This window comes from Methylophaga sp. OBS3 (assembly GCF_026319325.1).
In the GTDB taxonomy this organism is placed as follows: domain Bacteria; phylum Pseudomonadota; class Gammaproteobacteria; order Nitrosococcales; family Methylophagaceae; genus Methylophaga.
In genome coordinates, this window is record NZ_JAPDMU010000003.1 from 301,501 (window position 1) to 324,500 (window position 23,000).

15 protein-coding genes, 1 tRNA gene and 1 pseudogene are annotated in these 23,000 nt (G+C 40.5%); 5 read left to right on the top strand and 12 right to left on the bottom strand.

What is annotated here, in order from left to right:
• Positions 1-62: 62 nt before the first annotated feature.
• The 3 genes from OMP94_RS08220 to OMP94_RS08230 all read right to left on the bottom strand — a co-directional run bounded on the left by OMP94_RS08220 (position 63) and on the right by OMP94_RS08230 (position 2,844).
• A complete protein-coding gene (locus OMP94_RS08220) occupies positions 63-1,991 on the bottom strand; it encodes a polysaccharide biosynthesis protein (protein WP_266277804.1) in 1,929 nt (642 codons plus the stop codon).
• Positions 1,992-2,125: 134 nt separating this feature from the next.
• Positions 2,126-2,581 (bottom strand): Fur family transcriptional regulator, encoded by a 456-nt coding sequence (locus OMP94_RS08225; protein ID WP_266277805.1) that lies wholly within the window; start codon positions 2,579-2,581, stop codon positions 2,126-2,128.
• A 166-nt stretch (positions 2,582-2,747) separates the two neighbouring features.
• A tRNA-Ser gene (locus tag OMP94_RS08230) sits at positions 2,748-2,844 on the bottom strand.
• A 167-nt stretch (positions 2,845-3,011) separates the two neighbouring features.
• Here OMP94_RS08230 and OMP94_RS08235 point away from each other — a divergent pair.
• Complete coding sequence (locus OMP94_RS08235) at positions 3,012-3,845, top strand: replication initiation protein (RefSeq protein WP_266277806.1); 834 nt, start codon at positions 3,012-3,014, stop codon at positions 3,843-3,845.
• A 1,195-nt stretch (positions 3,846-5,040) separates the two neighbouring features.
• Positions 5,041-8,085, top strand: a complete 3,045-nt coding sequence (locus OMP94_RS08240) for a DEAD/DEAH box helicase (RefSeq protein ID WP_266277807.1) — start codon at positions 5,041-5,043, stop codon at positions 8,083-8,085.
• Positions 8,086-8,448: 363 nt separating this feature from the next.
• Here the strand turns inward: OMP94_RS08240 and OMP94_RS08245 are convergent, their stop codons facing one another.
• From OMP94_RS08245 to OMP94_RS08260, 4 genes and pseudogenes are all read right to left on the bottom strand, one after another.
• A complete protein-coding gene (locus OMP94_RS08245) occupies positions 8,449-8,787 on the bottom strand; it encodes a hypothetical protein (RefSeq protein WP_266277808.1) in 339 nt (112 codons plus the stop codon).
• Positions 8,788-8,799: 12 nt separating this feature from the next.
• On the bottom strand, positions 8,800-9,279 hold the full coding sequence (locus OMP94_RS08250; protein WP_266277809.1) for a hypothetical protein: 480 nt from the start codon (positions 9,277-9,279) through the stop codon (positions 8,800-8,802).
• The gene (locus tag OMP94_RS11320; RefSeq protein ID WP_416240457.1) at positions 9,246-9,854 is read right to left on the bottom strand and encodes a hypothetical protein; all 609 of its coding nucleotides are present in this window, start codon (positions 9,852-9,854) and stop codon (positions 9,246-9,248) included. Before OMP94_RS11320 ends, OMP94_RS08250 begins: the two co-directional genes overlap by 34 nt.
• A 207-nt stretch (positions 9,855-10,061) precedes the next feature.
• Positions 10,062-10,483, bottom strand: a pseudogene (locus tag OMP94_RS08260) (DNA polymerase Y family protein); the annotation flags it as partial.
• A gap of 152 nt (positions 10,484-10,635) precedes the next feature.
• Between OMP94_RS08260 and OMP94_RS08265 the strand changes: the two are divergent.
• Positions 10,636-10,761 carry a carbon storage regulator gene (locus OMP94_RS08265; RefSeq protein WP_266277811.1) on the top strand — a complete coding sequence of 42 codons (126 nt, stop codon included), beginning with the start codon at positions 10,636-10,638 and terminating at the stop codon, positions 10,759-10,761.
• 958 nt (positions 10,762-11,719) lie between these two features.
• Here the strand turns inward: OMP94_RS08265 and OMP94_RS08270 are convergent.
• From OMP94_RS08270 to OMP94_RS08290, 5 genes are all read right to left on the bottom strand, one after another.
• On the bottom strand, positions 11,720-13,789 hold the full coding sequence (locus OMP94_RS08270) for an AIPR family protein (RefSeq protein ID WP_266277812.1): 2,070 nt from the start codon (positions 13,787-13,789) through the stop codon (positions 11,720-11,722).
• Complete coding sequence (locus OMP94_RS08275; protein ID WP_266277813.1) at positions 13,758-14,762, bottom strand: PD-(D/E)XK motif protein; 1,005 nt, start codon at positions 14,760-14,762, stop codon at positions 13,758-13,760. The genes OMP94_RS08270 and OMP94_RS08275 overlap by 32 nt, the downstream gene beginning before the upstream one ends.
• Positions 14,752-17,424, bottom strand: coding sequence for a Z1 domain-containing protein (locus OMP94_RS08280; RefSeq protein ID WP_266277814.1), 2,673 nt, complete (start codon positions 17,422-17,424; stop codon positions 14,752-14,754). Before OMP94_RS08280 ends, OMP94_RS08275 begins: the two co-directional genes overlap by 11 nt.
• Complete coding sequence (locus tag OMP94_RS08285) at positions 17,414-18,901, bottom strand: ATP-binding protein (protein ID WP_266277815.1); 1,488 nt, start codon at positions 18,899-18,901, stop codon at positions 17,414-17,416. Before OMP94_RS08285 ends, OMP94_RS08280 begins: the two co-directional genes overlap by 11 nt.
• Positions 18,902-19,020: 119 nt before the next feature.
• A complete protein-coding gene (locus OMP94_RS08290; protein WP_266277816.1) occupies positions 19,021-20,598 on the bottom strand; it encodes a DNA cytosine methyltransferase in 1,578 nt (525 codons plus the stop codon).
• Positions 20,599-21,770: 1,172 nt separating this feature from the next.
• On the opposite strand from OMP94_RS08290, the gene OMP94_RS08295 reads away from it, so the two are divergent.
• Together OMP94_RS08295 and OMP94_RS08300 are read left to right on the top strand one after the other, a co-directional pair.
• Complete coding sequence (locus OMP94_RS08295; protein ID WP_266277817.1) at positions 21,771-22,526, top strand: metallophosphoesterase; 756 nt, start codon at positions 21,771-21,773, stop codon at positions 22,524-22,526.
• On the top strand, positions 22,526-22,897 hold the full coding sequence (locus OMP94_RS08300; RefSeq protein WP_266277818.1) for a hypothetical protein: 372 nt from the start codon (positions 22,526-22,528) through the stop codon (positions 22,895-22,897). The genes OMP94_RS08295 and OMP94_RS08300 overlap by 1 nt, the downstream gene beginning before the upstream one ends.
• The last annotated feature ends 103 nt before the right edge of the window (positions 22,898-23,000 follow it).

A 23,000-nucleotide genomic window follows, 5' to 3' on the forward strand; every position in this document is an offset into this window, starting at 1 on the left:
CTCTTACTTGCAAAACGGGATTATACATCAGTCAGATATGTTAATTCTGATTGAAAATAGGGTTAAAGCTTAAGCCAGTCTTCAATATCACACTGCGGCGCAAAGCCATCCACATGCTCAAGCAAAATTTCACGAACACGCTGGTGATTACCTTGTTCAATAGCATCAGATAATTCAGTCAACATAACCTGTAATATTGGCCATTGGATAATATGCTCTTTGGCGCACATTATTTTTTGATGTTTGGTAACTGAAACGTTAGAACCTATTAACAACTCTTCATAAAGCTTCTCACCATGACGAAGCCCAGTGAATTCTATTGCAATATCACCATCAGGATTTTGCTCATCATTAACAGTAAGTCCACTCAAGTGAATCATACGTTTCGCCAGATTAACAATTTTGACCGGCTCGCCCATATCTAAAACAAAGACATCGCCACCTAAGCCCATTGCCCCCGCCTGAATAACCAACTCTGCAGCTTCAGGAATGGTCATAAAATAACGAATGATGTCTGGATGAGTTACTGTGACTGGCCCCCCATTGATAATTTGTTGCCGAAACAGTGGCACAACGGAACCTGATGATCCCAAAACATTACCAAATCGAACCATGGTAAAGCGCGTATCTTTGGCAGCCTCTGACGCAGAAGCTAAGCCTTGCAGCACTAGCTCTGCCATCCGCTTACTGGCACCCATGGTATTAGTTGGACGCACCGCTTTATCAGTAGAGATTAAGACAAACGTCTCAACCCCACTGTTAATCGCAGCTTTTGCAGCATGTAACGTACCAAGCACATTATTACGTACACCCTCAGTAATATTTCTCTCTACCATGGGTACGTGCTTATAGGCGGCGGCATGATAAATGGTATGAATATCAAACCGCTGGCAAACGGATGTCAACCTCGCTTCGTCAAGAACAGATCCCAGTAAACTGACAATTGGCGTAGTGCTGTTTAATGACTCAAGTTCTTTTTCTATTTGGTATAGCGAAAACTCACTTATTTCATAAAGCACAATCTGCGCGGGTTCTAGCATGATAATTTGCCGACACAGCTCACTACCTATAGATCCGCCAGCCCCCGTTACCAAAACATTTTTATCTTTGATATTACGGTTTAGCAACGTGATATCGGGCTCAACTGGCTGACGACCCAACAAGTCAGCGATATCGACTTCCTGAATATCAGAAACGCTTAACTTTCCCTGCGCAATATCCGTCATATCTGGAAGTGTGCGAACGTGCAATGCGTATGGTTCAAGAGACTGCAAAATTTGATTCCGCTGACACCTTGGAATGGAAGGCATTGCCAGCAAAATTTCGTTAACTTGGTAACGGTCAATCAGCTTTTGAATATCTGCAAAGGCATGAACAGTGATGCCATTAATTTGCTGTTCATGTAAAGCACGATCATCATCAACAAAACCAACTGGCCTTAGTTGGCGTCCCATTTTCAACAATGCCGCCAGTTTCACACCAGCATTACCTGCACCGTAGATAATAACGGGCGGTATAAAACTGTGTTTTTTATGACGCCCAGCTTTTCTACTAGATTGCTTAGTAAATAACCATCTAGCAATAAAGCGGCAACCGCCCACCAATATCAATAGAACAACGGCATTAATACCATACACAGTTCTTGGAACAAGGCCGGCTAAGTCCCGTGTTAGGACGACCACCATCATTAATAATAAGGTGTAAAAAAAGATTGCTTTGAGAATCGCCCAAAGTGCATCCATCCCAATGTAACGTATCACTGCGCGATACAGCCCAAGCCTAATAAAAATTGGAATGGCTAATACCGGTGCGGCAAAAAACAACCATAATTGTTCTTGTGGAGGAATATAGAATGTGCTCAAACGCAGAGAGAAAGCGCCCAACAAAGCAAACATCACCGCGACATAATCAACACAGCCTGTGATTAAACGTTTGATGGGTCTTGGCCGTGATAAAAACCAGTTTTCTATACTGGAAAATAGACTTCGCACGATGTTACCTTTCCTTAGCTCATTGCTACTACGGCATGGATTATCTCAGTATGCTGTGTATCCCACAAACCAGAAAGTAATTTTTGCTGATAATTTCCCAACGAGAAAGGGAATAACGAATTAAACGCAGTTAGTTAAGAAGATGCCTGACAACCCTTGCATAAACCATGAAGTTCTAGCTGCCGGCTTTTCAGCTCAAAGTCATTATCTCTAATGCTTTTTTCTAATGCATTTATAAGCATGTTCTCAATACCAATCTCACTAACAGATTGGCAATTATCGCAAATCAAAAATTGGGGTGTCTGATGGCTGTGTGAGCAAGCAATGTGTGAACACGCGATAAACTTATTTGCTGAACTAAGTTTGTGCACCAATCCCTGAGTCATCAAAAAATCTAACATCCGGTAAACTGACATAGCAGGAATCGATTCACCAAGCATTTGTTGATAATGCTCAGCAATCTCATAAGCTGATAAAGGCTGCTGCTTCAACAATAATATCTCTAAGACTTGGCGACGCTTTGGTGTTAAGCGACCACCTTGTTCGAGACAATTGTTTTCTGCTTTTTGGAGGATCTTTTCAATCTTCATTGTTTGCTTAGTCGAGACCTTTCGCATATATCAACAAGATGTTTGCGAATAAATTCTAACAGCAAATATAGCTATCAAGATGAGACTTAGGGGATTTTTGTCTTACGAATGCAGACTAAACGGTCAAATTCAAACTGCGTGATAAGAAAGGAGTGTGAATTGGAAATGGTACGCCTGGCAGGACTCGAACCTGCTACCCTCGGCTTAGAAGGCCGAAAACAAAACATTAAATATCAACAATTTACGCTGAATTCCACTTTCGCCACATCTGATTTTTTTCGATTTTAACCCTCTGTTTTTACTAATTTTTATATTAGATGGCGAAAGTTATTTTAACTCTACGGACAACTATTTTTAATATAGCTTATGGTATTAAACAGACAGAGCCAGATGCGTACAATATTAAATATAACATTCGCAGGGAATATTTATGGTAGCAGCTAACGATCAAAGTGATCTAGACAACTATTTTTACCAAGAAGGGACTATATCAGGTCTAGCTGCAAATGATTCTCAGAGTTCTGAACCACATAGCAAAATCAACGAGTTTTGGGTTTGCAAATCACACGCATTAGCAAGAGCTACAACATCTAAACTCCTTCGGAATGAAATCAGAGTTCTCACATTAGCAATCAGCCGCGTTAATCCAACAGCTGGTTTGGAACAACGAGCACGTAATTATTTTGACGGCACTTTTGCTGAAGAAAGAGTAGTACACGTCATTGCGGAGCAATTTATATCAGCTTTCAACGTAACTAGATCAAGTTCTCTAAGGGCATTTAAAGGGGCTGCTAAAAGTCTTAAGAAACTAGAAGTCTTAATAAGTAATCCTCAAAATGAGGACATTAAAATTAAGGCTATTGAAAATGCCTACTACGACTCCAGCCTTGGATGTATCGAGATCAAGTTCACATCTGAATACTACTCACAGTTAATAAACCTAGTTGACAGGACAAGACCCAACATTAAATACCGTGTTGGGGATGTAGTAAACTTCGATTCTTATAGAACCTTCAAGTTGCATGAATACCTGCTAAGCAAACAACAAACAGGCGTTTATGAAAACACGCGGACGGTGCCGCTCTATGAGCTACGTCAGCTTTTAAACATTCCCGACAAGCACAGCTATAACACCATCAAAAATAAAGTCATTGACGTTACGGTAAGAGAATTAGTTGATGCGGGCTGGCATATCACCTGGAAACCAAAAAGACATGGTAAAAAGTACACAGGAGTTGAATTCAAATACAAAGTAAAGAAATAAAACTATCAAGATTAAAGCTCAAATAATCAATAGACACTGCAGTAACCATAACCATATCAGCTTCTTTTTTGCTATCTCAGAAGACTTTGGTAAGTACAGAGAAGCTGTGGTCATGTAAGGTAATAACTGTCGGAAGAGTTTAACTTGTATCTATCTAGCTATAATTTAAACTTACGTTTAGGAGCTTGTAGTCCTTAATAGATCAATTTCACCAGAAAGCTGCTATGTTTCCTTGTCTATAATATTTATCCCTTTTTATTTCTGTTTACCTCTTGTTTACAGGGAAATCTTGTTTACAGGGAAAAAATATTAAACATATTCAAAAACATAGAGATGCACATCCAACTTTTCCGCTCTAACAGCCAACTTAACTGCGCATTCAAACAACCTTATTGCACTCAAAAACAACTTAATCGCTTTTAAAAACAACTTTTCTGCTTTGCAGATATAGGTGTTTCCTACAGGAAACACCCACCTCAATCCTTGCTATACCTTGATTTAAGGTGCGAAGCTACCCTTGCTGTTTCCTATGGGAAACACCTGTTTCCATTCTGGAAACAGCCCTGATGGTCTTAACCTATTCAAACTTACGATTTGAGCTACCCCGGATTCTGCCTATTCCAGAAAACTTATATTAATCACTTGGTCTCTATTATTAAGTTCAAACAGCACTAGTTATCTATCACGATCAATAGTACTTGTTTGTCATCCGTAAATCGTATTTGCCCCCCTATCTCCAGCCCCACAGAATTTAAAGAGTTTTGTTCTTACACAGCCCTTTTTTGTGTCAACTTAAGCAGGTTGTTTTGAAGGGTTTTCGACATAGCACTACTCCCACTGTTGATTTCTATCTTAATCAAACTAAATTATCCGCTCGCGGTGAACCAATAAAGTAGTTAAATCATGCATCCACAGTAAATACCATTCAAGAACAGCTTATTGAGGTTAGAGGCATCCAAATACAGAACGGCATAGTCTAAATTTCAATCTACTGAATAGCCTGAGCAACTTGATTTGAGGGTTGATTTGAAACTTTATTCAAATGATTAAGTTACCAACCAGTAACCTTCTACAAAACTGGCAATAAATTTTTGGAGATGGTTAATTGATACTAACGAATATGACTTCATCTTTAGCTATTTGATATAACTAACATGTCAAAATCATGTATCCAAAACTAAGGGAGTAGTTTGCGTTGATTAATCTAGATTTATTAGATATTTCTCCAAATATCATATCAGCACAGTCTGAACACGTAATAATAGCTCACCAACCTCTAGTGGCTGGAGAAGTCCAAGAAATCACAGCAGAATTGACAAATCAAATTTTGGATTCATGGAAAAGATGTCTAACTGTTTATCCTGTGGACGCACTTTCCGACGGAGAAAATAGACTCCGACAACCTCAAGTTTCAGCATTATTCGAAATTCTGGGACATCTCACTGGACATAATCCCGGTGATGCAACAGTAGTTATGCCAACCGGAACAGGTAAAACAGAAACCATGTTAGCGACTGTCTGTGGATTACCCGTGCAAAAAGTATTAGTCATAGTTCCAAATGATAGCTTGAGGAAGCAAACCTTCAAAAAATTCTTAACTCTCGGAATGCTTCGAAATCTCTATGCAATCAAGCAAGACACCCTTAATCCAATTGTTGCCTTAATAGAGGGTGGGTTAAACAACAACAATGAATTGAGTTTATCGCAATTAGCTAATGTTTTAGTCACCACCCCCCAATCATTGACCCAAGCAAATGCTGAGCTTCGAAACGCACTGTATAACTCATGCAGTCATCTAATCATAGATGAAGCACACCATGTAGAAGCACGGTCTTGGAGGGAAATAAAGCAAGCTTTCGAAAGTAAGCCGATCCTTCAATTCACTGCTACACCATTCAGACAGGATCAACAAAAAGTCGGAGGGAAAATAATATACAACTTCCCAATATCAAGAGCTCAAGAGCTGGGGTTGTTTAGAAAAATAAGATTTAAATCGGTTTATGAAGTAAATGATATAGCTGGACATCGGCGTGTAGCAGAGCTAGCAATTTCCCAACTTAGGGAAGATATAAGGAATAACCTCGATCACATACTAATGGCACGTTGTGGAAAGCGCTCCGAAGCTAATGATATTGGTGAAATCTACCGAGAACTGGCTCCAGATTTAAATCCGGTCGTCATTCACAGTGGAGTCAGTAAGCTAAAGAGCAAACAAAAAGCTATTCGTGAAAAGCAACATAAAATTATTATCTGTGTAGACATGCTTGGTGAAGGTTTTGATCTACCGGAACTCAAAGTGTGTGCGCTTCACACTATCCATAAATCTCTAGCAATAACTCTTCAATTTGCTGGCCGCTTTGTTCGCCATAGGCCTGACCTTGGTGATCCCACCTTTGTTGCAAACGTATGTGATCAAAATGTCGAGGGTGCTCTAAAACATTTATACATAGAAGATCCTGATTGGAATAAAGTTTTACAGTATACGAGCGAAGCAAACATAAAAAGAGAAATAGAGTTTCAACAAATAATTGAAAACAGCTCGAAGACTGGCAAAGAAATACCTATAGAAAACCTAAGGCCAACTGTTAGTGTGTTAGTCTTTGAAGTAGAAAGTGCAAATATCAACCTCAATATTGAGCAATTTCCCCTTGAGAGTGGTGAAGAGCTTGTTTCATCAATAGTAGTTCCTAACTCCAATCTTCTAGTACTCATTACCAAAGTAGATACCATCACGAAGTGGGCTCCCCAATCAGATCTGACGCAAGCGGATTGGCGCTTGATAGTCCTCTATTATGAACCTAGTGAAGGTTTATTATTTCTCCATGACTCAGCAAAGATAGGCACAAGAAAACGTCTTATTGACCATATTTCAATTGGAGCAAAACTGCTTAATGGAGACAGAGTTTTCAAAAGTTTTGGAGAAATTGAACGTCTAGTTTTACAGAATGCAGGTCTAAATAAAGGACAAAGGGGCAACTTACGCTACGTGATGTATACAGGCACAGATATTGAATCATCTATAAATGAGTTGGCACAAGGTTCCTCATACAGATCTAATATGAGTGGTCGAGGGTACGAGCGAGGAAACAAAGTCGACATTGGTTGCTCCCATAAAGGACGCATCTGGTCTATGAATAATTTAGCGATGTATGACTGGATGGAATGGTGTAAACAGGTTGGTCAGAAACTCAATGATCCAAATCTTGACCCTAACACCATATTAGATAAAGTTTTACGGACAAAAACTATTACTGCACTCCCTGAACTAACTCCAATTGGAATTGATTGGCCGGATTATTTTTTTGAGTATGGTCACTTCAATATTCATCTGACTTGCTCCTCAGGACAGCCATTTCGCCTTGATAGTGCATGTATTGAGATAAAACAGCACACAATTAACTCCATTAATTTCACTGTAACCCTAGATAACAATTCTTGTGATTACGAATACTCAGTCACAGAGCATGGTTATTCAGTCTCTAAAGTTAATGGTGCGGACATCATCATAGTATTTTCTTCGATAAATATGCCTCTGGAACAATATTTTTCGGAAAATGCCTCGCCTGCAATATTTTATGAAGATGGAACGAAATTATTTGAAAATCTGCACATCGTTCGTCCTGATGGTTTCATTCTTCCTAAATATGACCAAGCATCTTTAGAATCTAGACAATGGCAAGTCAATATCCACAAGGAGTCACAAGGACAAAATAAAAATCCTGACTCAATTCAGTACGCAATGATTCAAGAGCTGAAACAAAAGGGCTACTGGATAATTTTTGATGATGACGGAGCGAATGAAATTGCTGATATCGTAGCTTTTAAAGACGAAGGAGAAACTCTGGCTATTGAGTTTTACCACCTGAAATATTCTTCTGGGGATGCTCCAGGATCACGAATCAAAGATTTTTATGAAGTTTGTGGGCAAGTTATTAAAGGCTGTAAATGGGTTGGTGAACTAGAAAAAATCATTACACAGCTAAAAAAACGAGAAAAACTAAGAATGAATACTCAACAAGAAGAGCAGGTTTTGTCTAGAATTGAGCAGGGGGAATTTCGTGAGTTTGATCTGCTCCTACAACACGCAAGCAGACTTCAGAAAGAATACCGCTTCTTCATAGTTCAGCCAGGTCTCACAACAGCAAATGTAAGTGAGGACATTCTAGCCTTACTCGGTTCAATAGACATATATGTAAAAGAAACGACTGGAATTTCTTTGAGAGTTATTGGAAGTCCATAGCTAAAAATGTAGTTTTTTGGTAGTAACTTTACACTTGTTCACCAATATAACTTTGGCGAACATACAGGGAACTGACTTTAAATAATTTGTTTTTTAAGCAAGGCCGGACTAATCTTTGTAATCCGTTGGTCATAGATTCAAGTCCTTTCTCCGGTACCAAGTATCAAGGGTTTACGATAATATCGTGTGCCCTTTTTAATTACTTCCGTAAAATAAACTGAAACATTCACGGCATTTTGTTCTTCGGATACATGTAATCAGAACGGACCATTACCCGCATAGTTGTGTTCCCTTGTGGGAGTGTTACGGCAAGATCAGCAGCTCGAATGAGTATGTAAATTCTTCTCTTGTTTTGATGTCTGGTTAATATCCCTTGAAGGCTTTACCTTTTGAGTCGACACAATCTGGGTGACCATCCCGCCACTCGCTAAAAGTATGACCAAAGTTCTCGGCAGGTACGACATGCTCCCACTCTAATCTTCCAGCACGTTTAATATGCTTTTGTGTATGAAACCCAGCTGGCGGGTTTACGTTCTTATTTGCATCAAAGCCAGCTTCACAGTAGAGAGTTACCCTACTATCAAAGTAGACTTTATCCATCATTATTTTTTTTGCCTTACTAAACGAATCTGTTGGTTCTGCAACAACTGTAAATGACAGCAATGATGCTGCCATTAAGAAAAACGTCTTACTTACTTTCACTACTATTCCTGCTCAATTTTCATAATGCTTAATTCTTGAACGTTCACCTTTTTGAACGATACGGGGCCACCTGCTATGGATTTGTGCATCTTCAAGCTCTGGCTCAATTGTTACTACATACACTCTTCTCTCATTACCCTCTCTAGCTATTAGGCCTTGGATAAACTGTCCTTTTTGTAAGTCATACCAGTGACTCACGCCTTCTAAGTCTTTTTCCATAAAACTTAAAACTGGTATTTTGACAGGCTTAGGAAAGTACTTATCCCATCTGCCTGAATAGATAGAATCGAGTCTTGCCCATCCCGTCATGGGCAAATTGCCAGGCTGCTTTTGCCGTCTTCCCCAAGCAAGCAACTGCTTCTCGCCATTAGCCATGAGAATGGGTAGCACAGCTTTAGGATTGGGATAAAAAATCCTCAGAACATCATCACCATACTGAAAATACACGCCACCACACATCAGATGGTTTTCCTGTGCCCAGTTGGCTTCCAAGCCGGCGCAATTACATTGGGCATTTCACTTCGACCTATAACCCTTGTTGGCGCTACTGTGAATTCACCGAAGCGTTCATTAATGCTATCCAAAGCTTGGTTTAACGCCTCTCGTTTGTGCTTTGAAGCATCATCAATAAATAAGTCTTGCTGCCTTCCATGCAGAGGTGACAATGCTGTAACCTGAACTTGCCGGCACTCTTGCCCAACATAATGCCTATCGACAAAGTCTAGGCAGTGCATATAAATAGTGCCGCCATCATCAGTGGCATTATTCAGCTTAACTTTTGTTGAAATCCACCCAAGCTCTGTCTTAAAACCTATGAAGAAAACATCTGACTGAAACTGGTGCCTTCTTAATCGAATGCCTACCTTTTCAGACATATGCTGAAAATAGGTCAACAGCACACGTTTATCTCTTGTTCCTGGCGGCATAACCTTGCCATGCCCGATTGATTTTGGCTCTTTAACCTCGGTAATTACAGGTTCAGGATCTTTACCCTGAGCCATCAACCATATTCTTCTTCCAGGGTTACCAAAACGTTTAGCAATAAGACTCATCGGCACCTTTTTCATGTCGCCGCATTTATAGATACCATATTGGGCCAAAAAGCTCGCTATTCCCGTATTGATACCACTTAACTCAGTGACATATTCATTAGCTAAGCGAGCTTCAGCTAGGCTTGGCTCTATGATAGTTAAGCCATCTGGTTTATTTAATTTGGCTGCAAATTTAGCTGTTGTCTTATCACCACTAATTCCTACACTGCATGTCAGCCCAGAAACATCACTAATGGTGTCTTTAATAAGACGACCAACTTGCTCGGCATCACGATAGATTGACTGACAATCCGTTAAATCTAGAAATGCCTCATCAACTGAGTAAACTTCAATTGTGGGAGAAATGTTTTGCAGTGATTCCATAATGGCCGATGAAACTGCGCGTATCGGGTAGGTCTACTAGGAGCTTGGATGATACCTGGGCATAAATCTCGGGCTTCTTTAAGTCGCATGCCGGTTTTAACACCATAACTTCTTGCTTCATAAGAAGCAGTGATAATTGTACTGCCAAGCTTTCCGTTGGTAACTCCAACAGGCCTATTTCGCCAATATGGGAAGTCATGCTGCTCGATCTGAGCAAAAAAACAGTTCATGTCGACGAGAGCTATCATGCGATGCCATTTTTTCGAGTTAACGCCAGACATTGATCTAAGACCTAAATTCACTTTTTTTAGAAAATTTATAGAAAATACATTCTACCTTCAAGAGAGATTTGCTCAAACCTTCTTTACAGGTACTCTCAGAGGGGCGTAGTGTTTCAGTAGCGGAGATAAATGCGGATCAAGGAGTGATCGAAATGTTGAAATTAACAAGAAATATTGGTGAAAAGGTTATCGTTAGAGATGACGTTTACATAGAGATTTTGGGTATTCGTGGCTCACATGTGAAAATTGGCATTGAAGCCCCCCCCCCGAGATTCTGATCTATCGTGAGGAGTTACTCTTGCAGTCCAAAAATCAGATAGAGTCAGATTAATTCGTGGCAAGCTTGTTATAAGAGGTGCTATCGCTGCCCTGATTAAGTTATGTTAAGAGGAATTACTTTAAATAAATCTTAAGTACCTATAGCTATCACTTGCTATGTGGTCAAACTAACTCAAATTAGAGTTCATCCAAGTCAACTTCCTTACTAGGCTGTCCGCACCTCTCTCGAACTATTGAAGCAAGTTCAATATCTTCCAACTGCTCCAAAATCAATTCATAGGTCTTTGTTGGAACAACATAAAACACTGGTTCTCTTCGATTTAAAACAGAGCAACTGCCTCACCTTGAGAGCGTTGGATAGCGTCCATTGGATTACGCTTAAATGCACTAATTCCAATTGTTGCTAAGGATAATAACCTGCTTACACTCTTGTTATTCTTCATTATATTTCCCCCAAAACTACCTAACTATTAAACCTTAAGTTGCGGGCATTTATACAACTTTAAAAGTTTAGAAAAGCAGAATTATAAATAGCTCACTGTGTGGTCAAAGAGAAAACATCATATTTCTCTTTATAGCTATCGACACCAACCTTGGGTCAAACCTTAAAGCAAGAGGCTTCAGGACACATGAAATAGCCGAAGGGGACATAAGAGGCAAGACTCTTAGACCTCTGTGGTGATAAACAAACTGCAGATACAGCCACCATACACATACAGTCACTTCAGAAAATGACAGCCGCTACCAAAAACTTTTAACTGAAGAGTTTGAAATGACTTTATTCTTCACTAGGAGGGGTTAAGCATTGAAGTCCATCAGGCTGAATCAATCTTGGTTGTTAACCTCTCTATTACGGAGTTCAGGTATTTCAGCTCTATCAACAACAATCTCTTCTGGAGCCTCTTTACCAAACTTAACTTTAGGTAGAACAGGCCATTTTTAAGGTTTATTAAAAACTTACCCACTAATCTTAATACCCTCTTGTACTGCTTTATTTAAAACATTCATAAGAACAATACTCTGTTTTTCTGAGGGTATTTTATTTGGAATCTGAGAAGCCAGCTTCATTATGCTAGCCTCTTTTTCAGTCAGTATTTCTCTCTGAGAACATTTTTGCAATAAGGTGTGCCACTGTGAGCCTGATATCTCAAGAACTTTTCTCTGTGCTTCAATCCCGTCATCGATTTTTTGAACCTTCCTTGCTTCTTTCTTTTCATTTTTGACAGCATCTTTTGAAACAAGGTTATCCTTGAACTCTGAAGGGAGAGCCTCATCCAGGTCCGTTACTCTCTCTTTAAGCCTTTGCCAGCATCCTTCTTTTTTACACCATTCCGTCACATTAGAAATACCTTGTTGCGGCTGAATGATGTCCTCATGAACCAGTTCTGAGGTAATTTCCAGCGCCCTTTCAAGCTCTGAGGATATAGACTGAGAATTCCAGGTACGCAAAAAGTCTATCGACTTGTTTTTCTGAGATGCATAGAACCCGAGAAGGGCGAGGGTATAAGCGACTACATTAGCTCTGTATCCTCCGTTATACCACGGCTGAGCTGAGACCAGCTTTTCAGTCTTACGAAATATTATTGCTCTGGCTATTGCTCTCTTATAGTAAAACTCGCTGAATGCCTCTGAGGATTTTTCCCATTCGCCTCCTATGCGCCTTGCATATTGAGCAAAGTTCTTTTGTGCCCCAAGATTCACAAACCTCGGATTTTCATCCCATACATTTTCAAACTTTGCGAGGTCAGTTTTCGTAAACATTTGGGGCTTGGGATTTTCGGCCTGGAACCTTTTCTTCTCACCTAGCGTCAATTTGCTTTGGGCATCTGCATACTGTCCCCGCGCACGTTCATAGAACCACTTCGTTTCTCTCTGAGCGCCTTGTTGAGCGGGCGCCCATATACGCCGTGAAAATTCTTCCATCCTGATATGGAATGGATGGTTCGAAAAGAAGTCTGCCGCATTCACCCTATTTTGCGTGTTCGCATACTCGGATATTCTCGGCACAACATCCTCGCTTTTTTCGCTGTCGATCACCGACAGTTTCATCTGCACAAAGATACCTTCCAAAGAAGCTTTGTCTTTGCGGTTAGTATGAAAAATGGATGCTGTCGTCTGACCGCCGTTAACGATCTGAAGATCCTTCATACGAACGAGCTCAAGCCCCTGCTCGCCTTTACGAACCTCAACCTCTTGCGCAGTGGCAGTAATACCGTTGTTATAAGCAAAGAACATTTGTGGCTCATTCATGATCGTCGCTCGGATGCCCTTGTTCACATTCCCCCTTGCCTGCAAAAAACAGCGCACATTCTGCTCTAAAAGCCTTGCACCATACCTTTCGTATAGCGAGGACAGGATTACCGCAGGAATAACTATTAAATAGGATTGATATGCATCAGAACCCAAATGAGCAGGAAGACAGGAAATTCCGCTTCCGTACAGATCCGGAAAGTTGATATCCAGTATCTCTTTATGGCCTCTTGAGCTTCTTTGTCGTTGAAGTCTTGAGATATCCCAGATGTGATATGACGCGTTCGTATTACCGACAACATCATCCTCAAGAGAACTAATTCGACCACTCAAAGCTCTCTCTGAAATCAGGAAAAAATTGACTTTTCTGATTGAGCGACCTCGATCATAAATTTGACGAGATAACCCGTAATCAGGAGCTGTTTCTTCAAGGTCTCGGAACAGCTCTTTATTCTTACTCGCCTCAAAAAAATTACTTAGCCTTTTGAAGGCGCTGTCAACTTCAGTTTTAGTAAGAGATTCCAAAGTTTCCCGACAATCAAAGTCTGCTATAAACAGATCGAGCGCACCCTCATCGTTGAACCAGTAGCCGTCAACCCGCATCCCTCGCTGAGCTCTGTAATGGCACAGCTCAAAACCCTCCAGAAATCCGGTATCGATCAACTCATTTGCGATGGTTTCAACAAACTCTGAAAGCTGAAAGCTGCAACTGGCCTCTGCACCGGCTAACAGCTCCTGCTTAAAGTCATGAAAAAACTCTTGAATAGTTTGCTCCATTTAACTCCCCCCACACTTCCTTGTCAGCGCACATATAGTCTTTAATACTCTCCAGCTTTATCTCATAGCTGACTCTGGCAAGCCCCTCAGGAAGGCCAGACCTGACCACCCTTGGAAAACCCTCTTCAACCCTGTAGGTCTGCTCGTCCGCAACCATGAACCTAGGTTTATCGTAAGCTCTAAGCTCAACATAACCAGCAAGTGCAAGTTTTCCGTCAAACAGCTCAATTGCATCTGCGTCTTTCAAAATACCAGCAACATGTGCCACCAGCTCATTTAGAGATAAGGATTGTTTAGATTCAGGCATATCTATAAGCCTGAACACCTTCAAAAACAGATTATTATTTATGCTTTCGAGTTGATCTTCTGAAGATATCTTCACCGTGTTTCTTTCACGGCCCGATATCGACTTCACCTCAACTGCCGTATTAGAAAAAATGTAATCCTGATGAGAGGATTCAGGGCCTTGCCATGCATCAAGAGCGTCTAATTCTGTACTAGACTCCTTTAGCATTTGCTGCATAAATGTCAGCTCACTAAAAAGTCCCCTGACTTCTTCGACGCTTAAAATCCGGCCTTTCTTTCCGGCCATAAACGCCTTCCAGCGCTTTATTTGAGATAGAGCAACGGAAATCCCAACACTGGGATCAGAAACGTCTGACAAAACGTTGATAAGAGTTTCACAAAGACTATAAAAAATATCTTGATCTATATGCTTTTCAAGAACCAACATCAGTCCTTGGTTACCTGTTGTCTTCAATACTCTAAGATCTATCTTAATTCCATGAATAGAGACGTTATTTTGATTATAGAAAACAGATACATCAGAGCAAAACTCCACCATGAACATACAGCGGCCTGAGGAATCCTTCCCCCAATATAAGGGCAATTTCTCGCCATTGTCGATCAGTCGCACACTAATATCGTCACTAGGTATTTTGATTGTATCCCATGGCAACGCCTCAGACTTCATAATCGTCCTCCTCATCATCAGGAAGATCGTCTATTTCTCCATAAAACTGGTCTAGCCAGACCTTGTTGGCAACAACTTCTACACCTCTCGAATAATCACCAAATGGAAAGCTTATGCCATATGCAGGAACGAAATCCTGACCAGTATTATCTTCCCCCCTCACGTTAATAAGATGAATCATCAGCAGAGGTTTATTTCGTTGCTTCCTAAAATGATGATCAGAAAGTGTTTCAGAGGATTTTACTGATGCTCTTGCTGCCTCCAACTGATCATCACTCAACCCCAGTTTTTCATCTCCTCTACTGGCAACTCTGTACCTACTTAAACGCCAAAAATTATCACCGTTTTTTACACCCTTATCCCTCATCTGAGCACCTAAAATACTTTTAGTGGATGGCTGTTCATTATTATTAGAGATAAAAAGAACATCAGATTTTTCATACTTTTCTGACACTTTTTCTAAATAGGATATTGCCCAGTACTTCATGATAAGGCTTTCGTGAACTCTAAAACCCCTCAAAAACTCTATAACTTTGAATGTAGAAACATCTTTTATAATCCAGCCTTTTTTTGTTGGCTCAAGATCATTATTATCAAATCTCGAATCCCAGTATGATTTTATAAGCTCTCTATTTTCACTGTTAATACTCTCATCAAAAGGCAGTAAATAACTCTCTTTCAGGTCTCCACTGTAGTTCTGGTTAAGCGTCACTTTCTCGCCATTTCTCATTTTATTCGCAGCCGTAACCATAAGCCCTTCTTCATGCGATTGAACATACAATCCAAACTGCAAGGGACTGAGATTGTCAGCTCGCATTTCCGTTATCTGCTGCCGTAGATTTTCTGTAGATCCTGCTATATGTGAGTACCAATCAATAGAGTCCTGCGGAAGATGAATTCGACAAAGGTCCTCGAATCCGAAACGATATCCAAACCATCTTCCCATTTGCATTAAGGTGTCATACATCCTTGTATTCCGGTACATATAGCTAATACATAAACCCTCAATAGTTAACCCCCTCGAAAGACTCAACCCTCCAATAGCTATAGCGGTCAACCCAGATCCAGATTTCTCATATTTTTTGTAATCAAGGATTTCATCTGACTTCTTTTTGTCACTATTTACGACAAATGTCTTCACCGAATCGACCGCAAGGAATAGCTCATTTTTCACAACGTCCCATGTAAACTCACTATTTGAATATTCTTCATCAAAAACATCCTTTAAAAACCTCATATACTCGCTACTTTCAGCCGCCCCATCTGGCATAGCGTAATTAGCTTTAATGGCATCTCTAAGCCTTTTTAAATACAAACCCACTAGAGATTTAACTCGTTTTTGAATATCCACAAATCTGGATACATTTATAAGCATGGAGCAATGCTTATTTCCCTGCCCTCGCTTTATTCTTATAGCCTTAGCCAAAACGAACTGACATACAGCCTTCTCCAATGACGGAGGCAAAGCCACTATATCTTCATATTTTTTATGTTTTAATGGGATATAATTCTCTGCGTCTTTAATCGTTTGAAGTACCTTCTGAGATACCTCGTCATCTAAAAATACTTTCCTTGGTCCGAAATATGTATTTGGAGCGTCAAGGCAGGATATAAAATCCTTCGGAAAAAGCTCTTTTCTTAACTTTTCATCACCATATGCATCTGGATTTATGAGTATGTTGGCATATGGAGTTGCCGTGTATCCCACATAACAGCGCTTATCAAAAAGCCCTAGAATTTCCCTGATTTTTCTATTCGTTTTCGTGGGGTCAACATCTTCTTTCTTCGTGTTTATTGACGCATTGTCAGCCTCATCATCTATCATCAACATAGGTAAATCAGAGATTGTTCCGGCATTATTGGCATTGAGCTCCTTCAACCAAGTGTAGAGAGACTCCAAAGTCCGGACATTCTTTTTGATAACTAAGACAATAGGTTTATTGTGATCTGCAAGGCGCCAATTTTGTGCGGCTGTAGTTTTCTTAAAATCCGATATTGTATTTGTGAGACATGCCGGAGATGGATAATTAGCATTGTCCAAACCGACCCCAACTGGAGATCGTCCGTCTTTCGTCACTGTAGTGCCAGAGAACCCCTCATCAACTCTTTCTTGAGTTTGCCTTCTCAAGTTCTCATGTATCCCCGCTATTATGAGGATAAATCTATAACCTGCATCAGCAGCCTTGGCCACCAAGCCCAAATAGTTAGCCGTTTTACCTGACTGGACATGACCAATTACCAAGCCTCTTCGATCCCATTGCGGTGCATCATCCTTTGGGTTTTGAAGGTGGCCCAGAATACTTTTGGTATCCTCATGTATTGTATTTACAACATCAGGAGCCCATTCATTAAGAAGCAAATGCTTTTCATACGCATTTGAATACACCCAGTTTTCATCAGCGATTTTTTCAACCCACTCGTCGTCGTGCTCAGCCTGAGGATCAACAAGTGAAACTCCCAAATCCATTTTTGTATCAATGTTGTAAAGAACTTTTTTTACCGCTGCTCCAATATCACCATCATAATTCGTGATTGAACTTAACATCTGAGCTAAATCTGTAAGCTGCTCTCTAGTAGGAACATCATCTGGCCATTTATTTTTAGCCGACGTTACCAACGCAACTAAAAAATTCTTTTCTGTAGCTTGATTATTAATTTCCATCCAACTCCCTTGTCATATACTGTTCTATCAAGCTCTTGTATGGCTGAAACATAGGAATCGAGAACACCACTTCCTTTAAAATATTCAGATCAAAAACCTTATCCTCAAAAAGAGCTTCAGAAATTTCTTTCACTTTATCAAGAACAGCAATCTCTTCTAGCTCTCCAATCTGATTTACACTCCTAGGAGCCGTAGAATAATCAGAATAAATCATCTCAACCGGTAGAGATTCCACTACAGCAGCCAAGTAAGTTTTCATACACTTACTCTGTGCTCTAGTCATCATATCTTCCAAAGATATCAATAAAGGGTGAGACATATTCAACTCAAACCTCACCCTACCCTTATCAGCATAACGCTCCCACATGGGCGCCTGGCTCTCTTGGAACAGCTTTTGGCCTCTGCCACGATGAATTCTGGTACTGGTACCGGTTATTCTTGAGATGACTTGCCTGAGCCGTTCCCTGACCTCTTGCGGAGGCCTGGCGCGAGACTTCTTGATATCAATAGTCCAGCTTTCATCTAGAGCATTAGGAAAGTCAATCTGCACGCGTGCCAGTTTCGTGGCCTCACCTTTGGGAACCAGTCTGAACCAGTCTCCCCAAGCCATCAGCCTGCCATTTCTGTAGATGTAGGCTCCCTGATTTGAAATGAAGCTGCTGCGATCTTCATAATAATCATATTCTTCAGCGCTAAGCTTACTGTGGTGCGGCAGAATATAGGGCTGAATATTGACCTCTTTTCCATCCACTCTGACTATCTCTTCTGGCAATACCTGCGTGGCTTTGTTTTTTCGACAAAATGGATCAAAGGGCTCAATTTCATGGCCATTTATACGGATCGACAGCTTAGGATGCGGCTTTACTTCTCCAGCAAGAAATCGATGAAAAACCAAAGAAAGATGGCGATCTACAAGATCCAGCTTTTCAAAGACTATTTCGTCTCTTTTACTGCCGTATTGATCTTCAAACAGTCTATCCAGCTTCCTCCAGACAACTGCAGTGCCGGATTCACCTAAGCGCTCCACATAGGGAATTTCAGCGATGTCTTCATGATCTAATATCGATAAACACCATTCATCTTTTTTACTGACGTAATCCAAATCCCATTCAGCGCCGCTCAGAGATGAGCCATACGAGCTTACGACCGCAAGGTTTCGACATTGCGAGAATGATGCTGTTTTAAGCCCCAGCCCAAATCTACCAAGATCATTAGGTTCTCTAATCTGCTTGGGGTTTGCAGAACCATGTTTCATGGCTTTAAGGAGATCATCTTCGGACATCCCTGCTCCGTTATCTAGGATAACCAATGTCGGGCTGTCACCTGTGAGGTTACAAAAAACCTCTACTTCTGTAGAGCCTGCTGTAATACTGTTATCAATGATGTCTGCTATAGCTGTGGCAAGTGAATACCCCAGATCACGCATTGACTCTGATAAGGATGAAGCACTTGGCGGTAGGTTATATTCTCTCGCCATCAATTTAGTTCCTTTAAAAAGATTAAAATCCGAATTCAATGGTTTTAGTGATAATTTGCTTAGTCTCCAAATCCATGGGCTATGATATTTTTCCGCTAAGTTTTCCTCGGTTAGATTAACTAAAGTTTATTACTTGGTATTTGCTCAAGGATGTCTTTAACAATCGACGCAATTTGTACTGCAAGATATGGGGGCACGGCATTACCTACCTGATGGTACTGAGCCGTTCTAGGCCCCTCAAAGTGGTAGTTATCGGGAAAAGTCTGTAGCCTAGCCGCCTCACGCACACTCAAACTCCTGCACTGTGCTGGATCATAGTGGATAAAGTAGTGACCATCCTTTGATATGTGGGATGTAATCGTGGTACTGACTCGCGACCTGAGCTGAACTCTAAAACGATCAGAAAACATTTTCCCTTCACATCCCTCTTTTACGTTCTTGTGTGCAGGGAGAAGCTCTTCAGGAAAATCATTAAGCTTGGGGGATATATTGAGTGCATTCGCATGCGATGATGCATACAAATAGCGATGCAAATCACTGACCATATGTGATCTAGCTTGGTGCCCGGTGACTACCCTGAGCCGATCATCGGAATACCATGTTCGCATCACATGTGGAGGCTTATAGTCATTCGAATGATTTTCTAATTCCGAGCCCTCTATTTCAATCAAAGCTTTTTTAATTTCTGCCTTTATAAGGCTATGCTCTTTCTTTTCAGAAAGTCTCCATGGTGTACTTTTTATAGTAATTAAAGCTTTCCTCCATTCTTCCAAGGAGTCCTTTCGCCTTGATATACCGCTTCTGATCCTAGGCAAACTTCCGATCACCTGTTCTACACTGGGAGCTTTTGACTTTGTGAGTGTTCTTGGCACAACCTCTATATCAGCACGTATTCCAAGAATAAACATACGATGCCTTGCTTGAGGCACACCATAATCCTCAGCTTTAACAATAAATGACTTTGGTTCTATCTCATCAATTACCTCACCTGCCTGAGACAGTGAATAGAGTTTATATCTCAAACCACTTTTGTTTTTTTCTATAGCCTTTACAGGGCTCCTAAGATCTTGCACGATTTTGTCAACTACAAACTCTCCACATACCTTTGCAGACAGTAGACCTTTTACATTTTCCATTACAAATACAGGCGGCTTGTGGTCAATAATAATTTTCAGGTATTCCTTATATAAAAAATGTCTTTCGTCATCTTCAAACTCAGGATTACCCATCATCCTTGAACGACCGACTAGAGAATATGCCTGACATGGAGGGCCACCTATAAGTGCCCATTTTTTTGCGGAGTTGAGCCCCTTCTTGATGATGTTTCGGACTTCATTGTGAGATTCTTCACCCAAAGAAATTTTTAGCGCTGTATTCTTTGCGTGCTCCCAATTCATTTTATTGCGCGCTATTAATTCAACTTTTTCTATTCTGCCCTCAAGGTAAGAGTAATAGTCTTCTGTAACTTCGTGCCTTGGAAAAGATTTATAGAAATGCCTCAAAAGCAGTGTCTGATGCGCAAAATCGTCACGCTCGATGGATGCTACAGATTGAAAAACTCGGGTATTATTTGAGTTGTAGAGCTCAGAAAATCCCTCTCCCAAACCTCCCGGCCCCGCAAACAAATCAACAACCGGATAAATTACATCCTGATTCCTCATACTCTTACATACTTCACTCTTGGTAGGTTTATTCAAATTTCATCTTCATTCTTCTAAAACACTAAGCACCTAAAACCTCCATATATGGGGTTTTGCATTTAAGTTGGATTCTCATTTACAAGTAGTTTGCCCCTATTTGATGAATTGTGACAATCTTGTGTTTAATGAAAACAAGGGAGATAGATAATGCTTAGCCTTATTATTCATGCACTCTGAAGATGATTATTTGCCCAATAACCCTATTGAATGGCTCGATGATTTATTCTTCTAGGATTTATTGCTCTAGCTCTAGTTTCAATAAATATCACAACAAGGTCGAATATAAACACTCTCGCTTACAACGCTAGTTTGTTTATTGTTATTTGTATTGCTAGCAAGTGTGCATATAAACTTGATAAGAGGAATACACTTTTAGGATCTGGTCATGATAAATCTGATTCTTGAGCTTGATTTGTATAGTTTAAGGACTTGAAAGTATGTTCAAAAAATTTAAAGAACTTCCTTTAGTCAAGAACAATAAATTCTTAATAATGGTTACTCTCACAACCATAATAGCTTTACCACTGATCCCCCCATGTTCTATACGCAGCAGCACTCAGGCTTTGACCAAATAGGTAGGATTTTAATTGCATATATTGGATCGTGCGCCATAGCTTATTATTTTACCGGTCTACGATTGGATAAATACTTTTTCGCGATTGCCTTAGTTAACCTTTTCATAGCGTCTTTAATTTCGCCATTTATATACTTTGGTCTCCAAACGATTTAAATCTAGCCAATGGGGAAAAGTCGCTATGCTTGAGTACAACATTTAGTTCTAACCTAAAAAGGATCTCCCCAGCTCATCATTTAGACTAGCCCATGATTGATTAATAGATATCGACTTACTATACAGCTAGCGATTAGTCACTCAGACATTAGTAAACTTGCGCACAGAAAAATCGGCCACCCGTAAAAATACCCAATTATTACAGAAGGTTATAGTAGATACTGCACAAAAAAGCCTATTATTTTACAACTCTCATTTTCTCTGATTTGATATCAACTAATCAGGGGCGAAAAGCATAACGGTACCGGCAGTTAAACCGGCGGTTACTGATTCATATCATTGCATCCATTTCATAGTTCGGTAATTAAGCAAGCCGCGAGTGTCAGCGAAACTCTGAAGTTTGCAGTTAACGAATACAAAAGCCGAGCATAAAAACATAATGAACATCCAGCCATTGTCAGATCTCCATATGGAGATGATTAAAAACACATTCAGCATCCCTGCGACAGATGCTGATGTCATCGTATTGGCCGGTGATATCAATCTTGGTACCAAAGGCGTTGAATGGGCAAATACAGAGGCAGCAAGGCTTCAAAAGCCCATTATCTACGTGGCTGGTAATCACGAACACTACAAAGAAGACTATTACACGAATGTAATGGCCATGCGCGCAGCTGCAGGAGACAACGTTTACTTCTTAGAGCAAGAAGAGGTCTTGCTCAATGGTGTTCGGTTTTTAGGTGCTACACTTTGGAGTGATTACATGGCCACCGGCCAGCACGACCAGTATCAAAACATGCAAAAGGTGGCGATTCTTGATGATTACAGGCTCATCAGGTTCGGATCACTCTATAAGTTCAGGCCAGAGGATGCCTTGGCTATTCATAAAAAAACCGTTTCATGGCTTAAAGTAAAACTTACAGATGGCTTTGATGGCCAAACGGTTGTTGTGACACATCACGGCCCAAGTCTTAACTGCGTTCATCCAGCGCATGGCATTAATGCAATCAGCAGCTGCTTCTTTTCAGATCTAGATGATTTGGTTGAAAAGGCAGATCTATGGGTTTATGGCCATACACACTCAAACCTAGATACAAAAATCGGCAAATGCCGGTTATTAAGCAACCAAAAAGAGTATCCAGAAGCCATTCCATCAGTAGGAGATTTTCAAGCTGATAAGGTGGTTTCCCTCTAATGAAAAACAATCTAAAAGCTCGAATTAAATTGAAAGCACCACTACTTTGCAAAGGTGACAAGCTACCAAATATCTTTTGTGGTGATGGCTGGTACCAGCTTATTAGTGAAATGATGGATCTTCTTGAGCCAATGGCGCATGACGTTAAGAAGCAGTATTGTAAAGAGCCGAGGCTTTATAGCATCGAACCCAGCAAAGGTTCGATGAAGGTCATTATCGATGATATTGATATGGCAATGGATAATGTAATCGAGCAATATGAGGATAAATCTGGCTCAATCTGTGAAACCTGTGGGGAGCCAGGCATAGCCAATGGCATTGGTTGGATCGAGGTATTGTGTAAACACTGTGCTAAAGCAGCTGGCCGCTAAGACTCGAAGCTACGGCCGAGAACAAAAAAACGCAGATTAGTTAAAACCTTATTCGTTACATATAAATGCCCATAGTATGCTTTAGCTTCACCATCAGTTTAGT

Coding starts and splice junctions, on each gene's coding strand:
- OMP94_RS08225 (WP_266277805.1), bottom strand. CDS start 2,581: ATGAAGATTGAAAAGATCCTCCAAAAAGCAGAAAACAATTGTCTCGAA.
- OMP94_RS08270 (WP_266277812.1), bottom strand. CDS start 13,789: ATGGAGCAAACTATTCAAGAGTTTTTTCATGACTTTAAGCAGGAGCTG.
- OMP94_RS08300 (WP_266277818.1), top strand. CDS start 22,526: ATGAAAAACAATCTAAAAGCTCGAATTAAATTGAAAGCACCACTACTT.
- OMP94_RS08295 (WP_266277817.1), top strand. CDS start 21,771: ATGAACATCCAGCCATTGTCAGATCTCCATATGGAGATGATTAAAAAC.
- OMP94_RS08265 (WP_266277811.1), top strand. CDS start 10,636: ATGTTGAAATTAACAAGAAATATTGGTGAAAAGGTTATCGTTAGAGAT.
- OMP94_RS08285 (WP_266277815.1), bottom strand. CDS start 18,901: ATGGCGAGAGAATATAACCTACCGCCAAGTGCTTCATCCTTATCAGAG.
- OMP94_RS11320 (WP_416240457.1), bottom strand. CDS start 9,854: ATGAAAAAGGTGCCGATGAGTCTTATTGCTAAACGTTTTGGTAACCCT.
- OMP94_RS08235 (WP_266277806.1), top strand. CDS start 3,012: ATGGTAGCAGCTAACGATCAAAGTGATCTAGACAACTATTTTTACCAA.
- OMP94_RS08280 (WP_266277814.1), bottom strand. CDS start 17,424: ATGGAAATTAATAATCAAGCTACAGAAAAGAATTTTTTAGTTGCGTTG.
- OMP94_RS08275 (WP_266277813.1), bottom strand. CDS start 14,762: ATGAAGTCTGAGGCGTTGCCATGGGATACAATCAAAATACCTAGTGAC.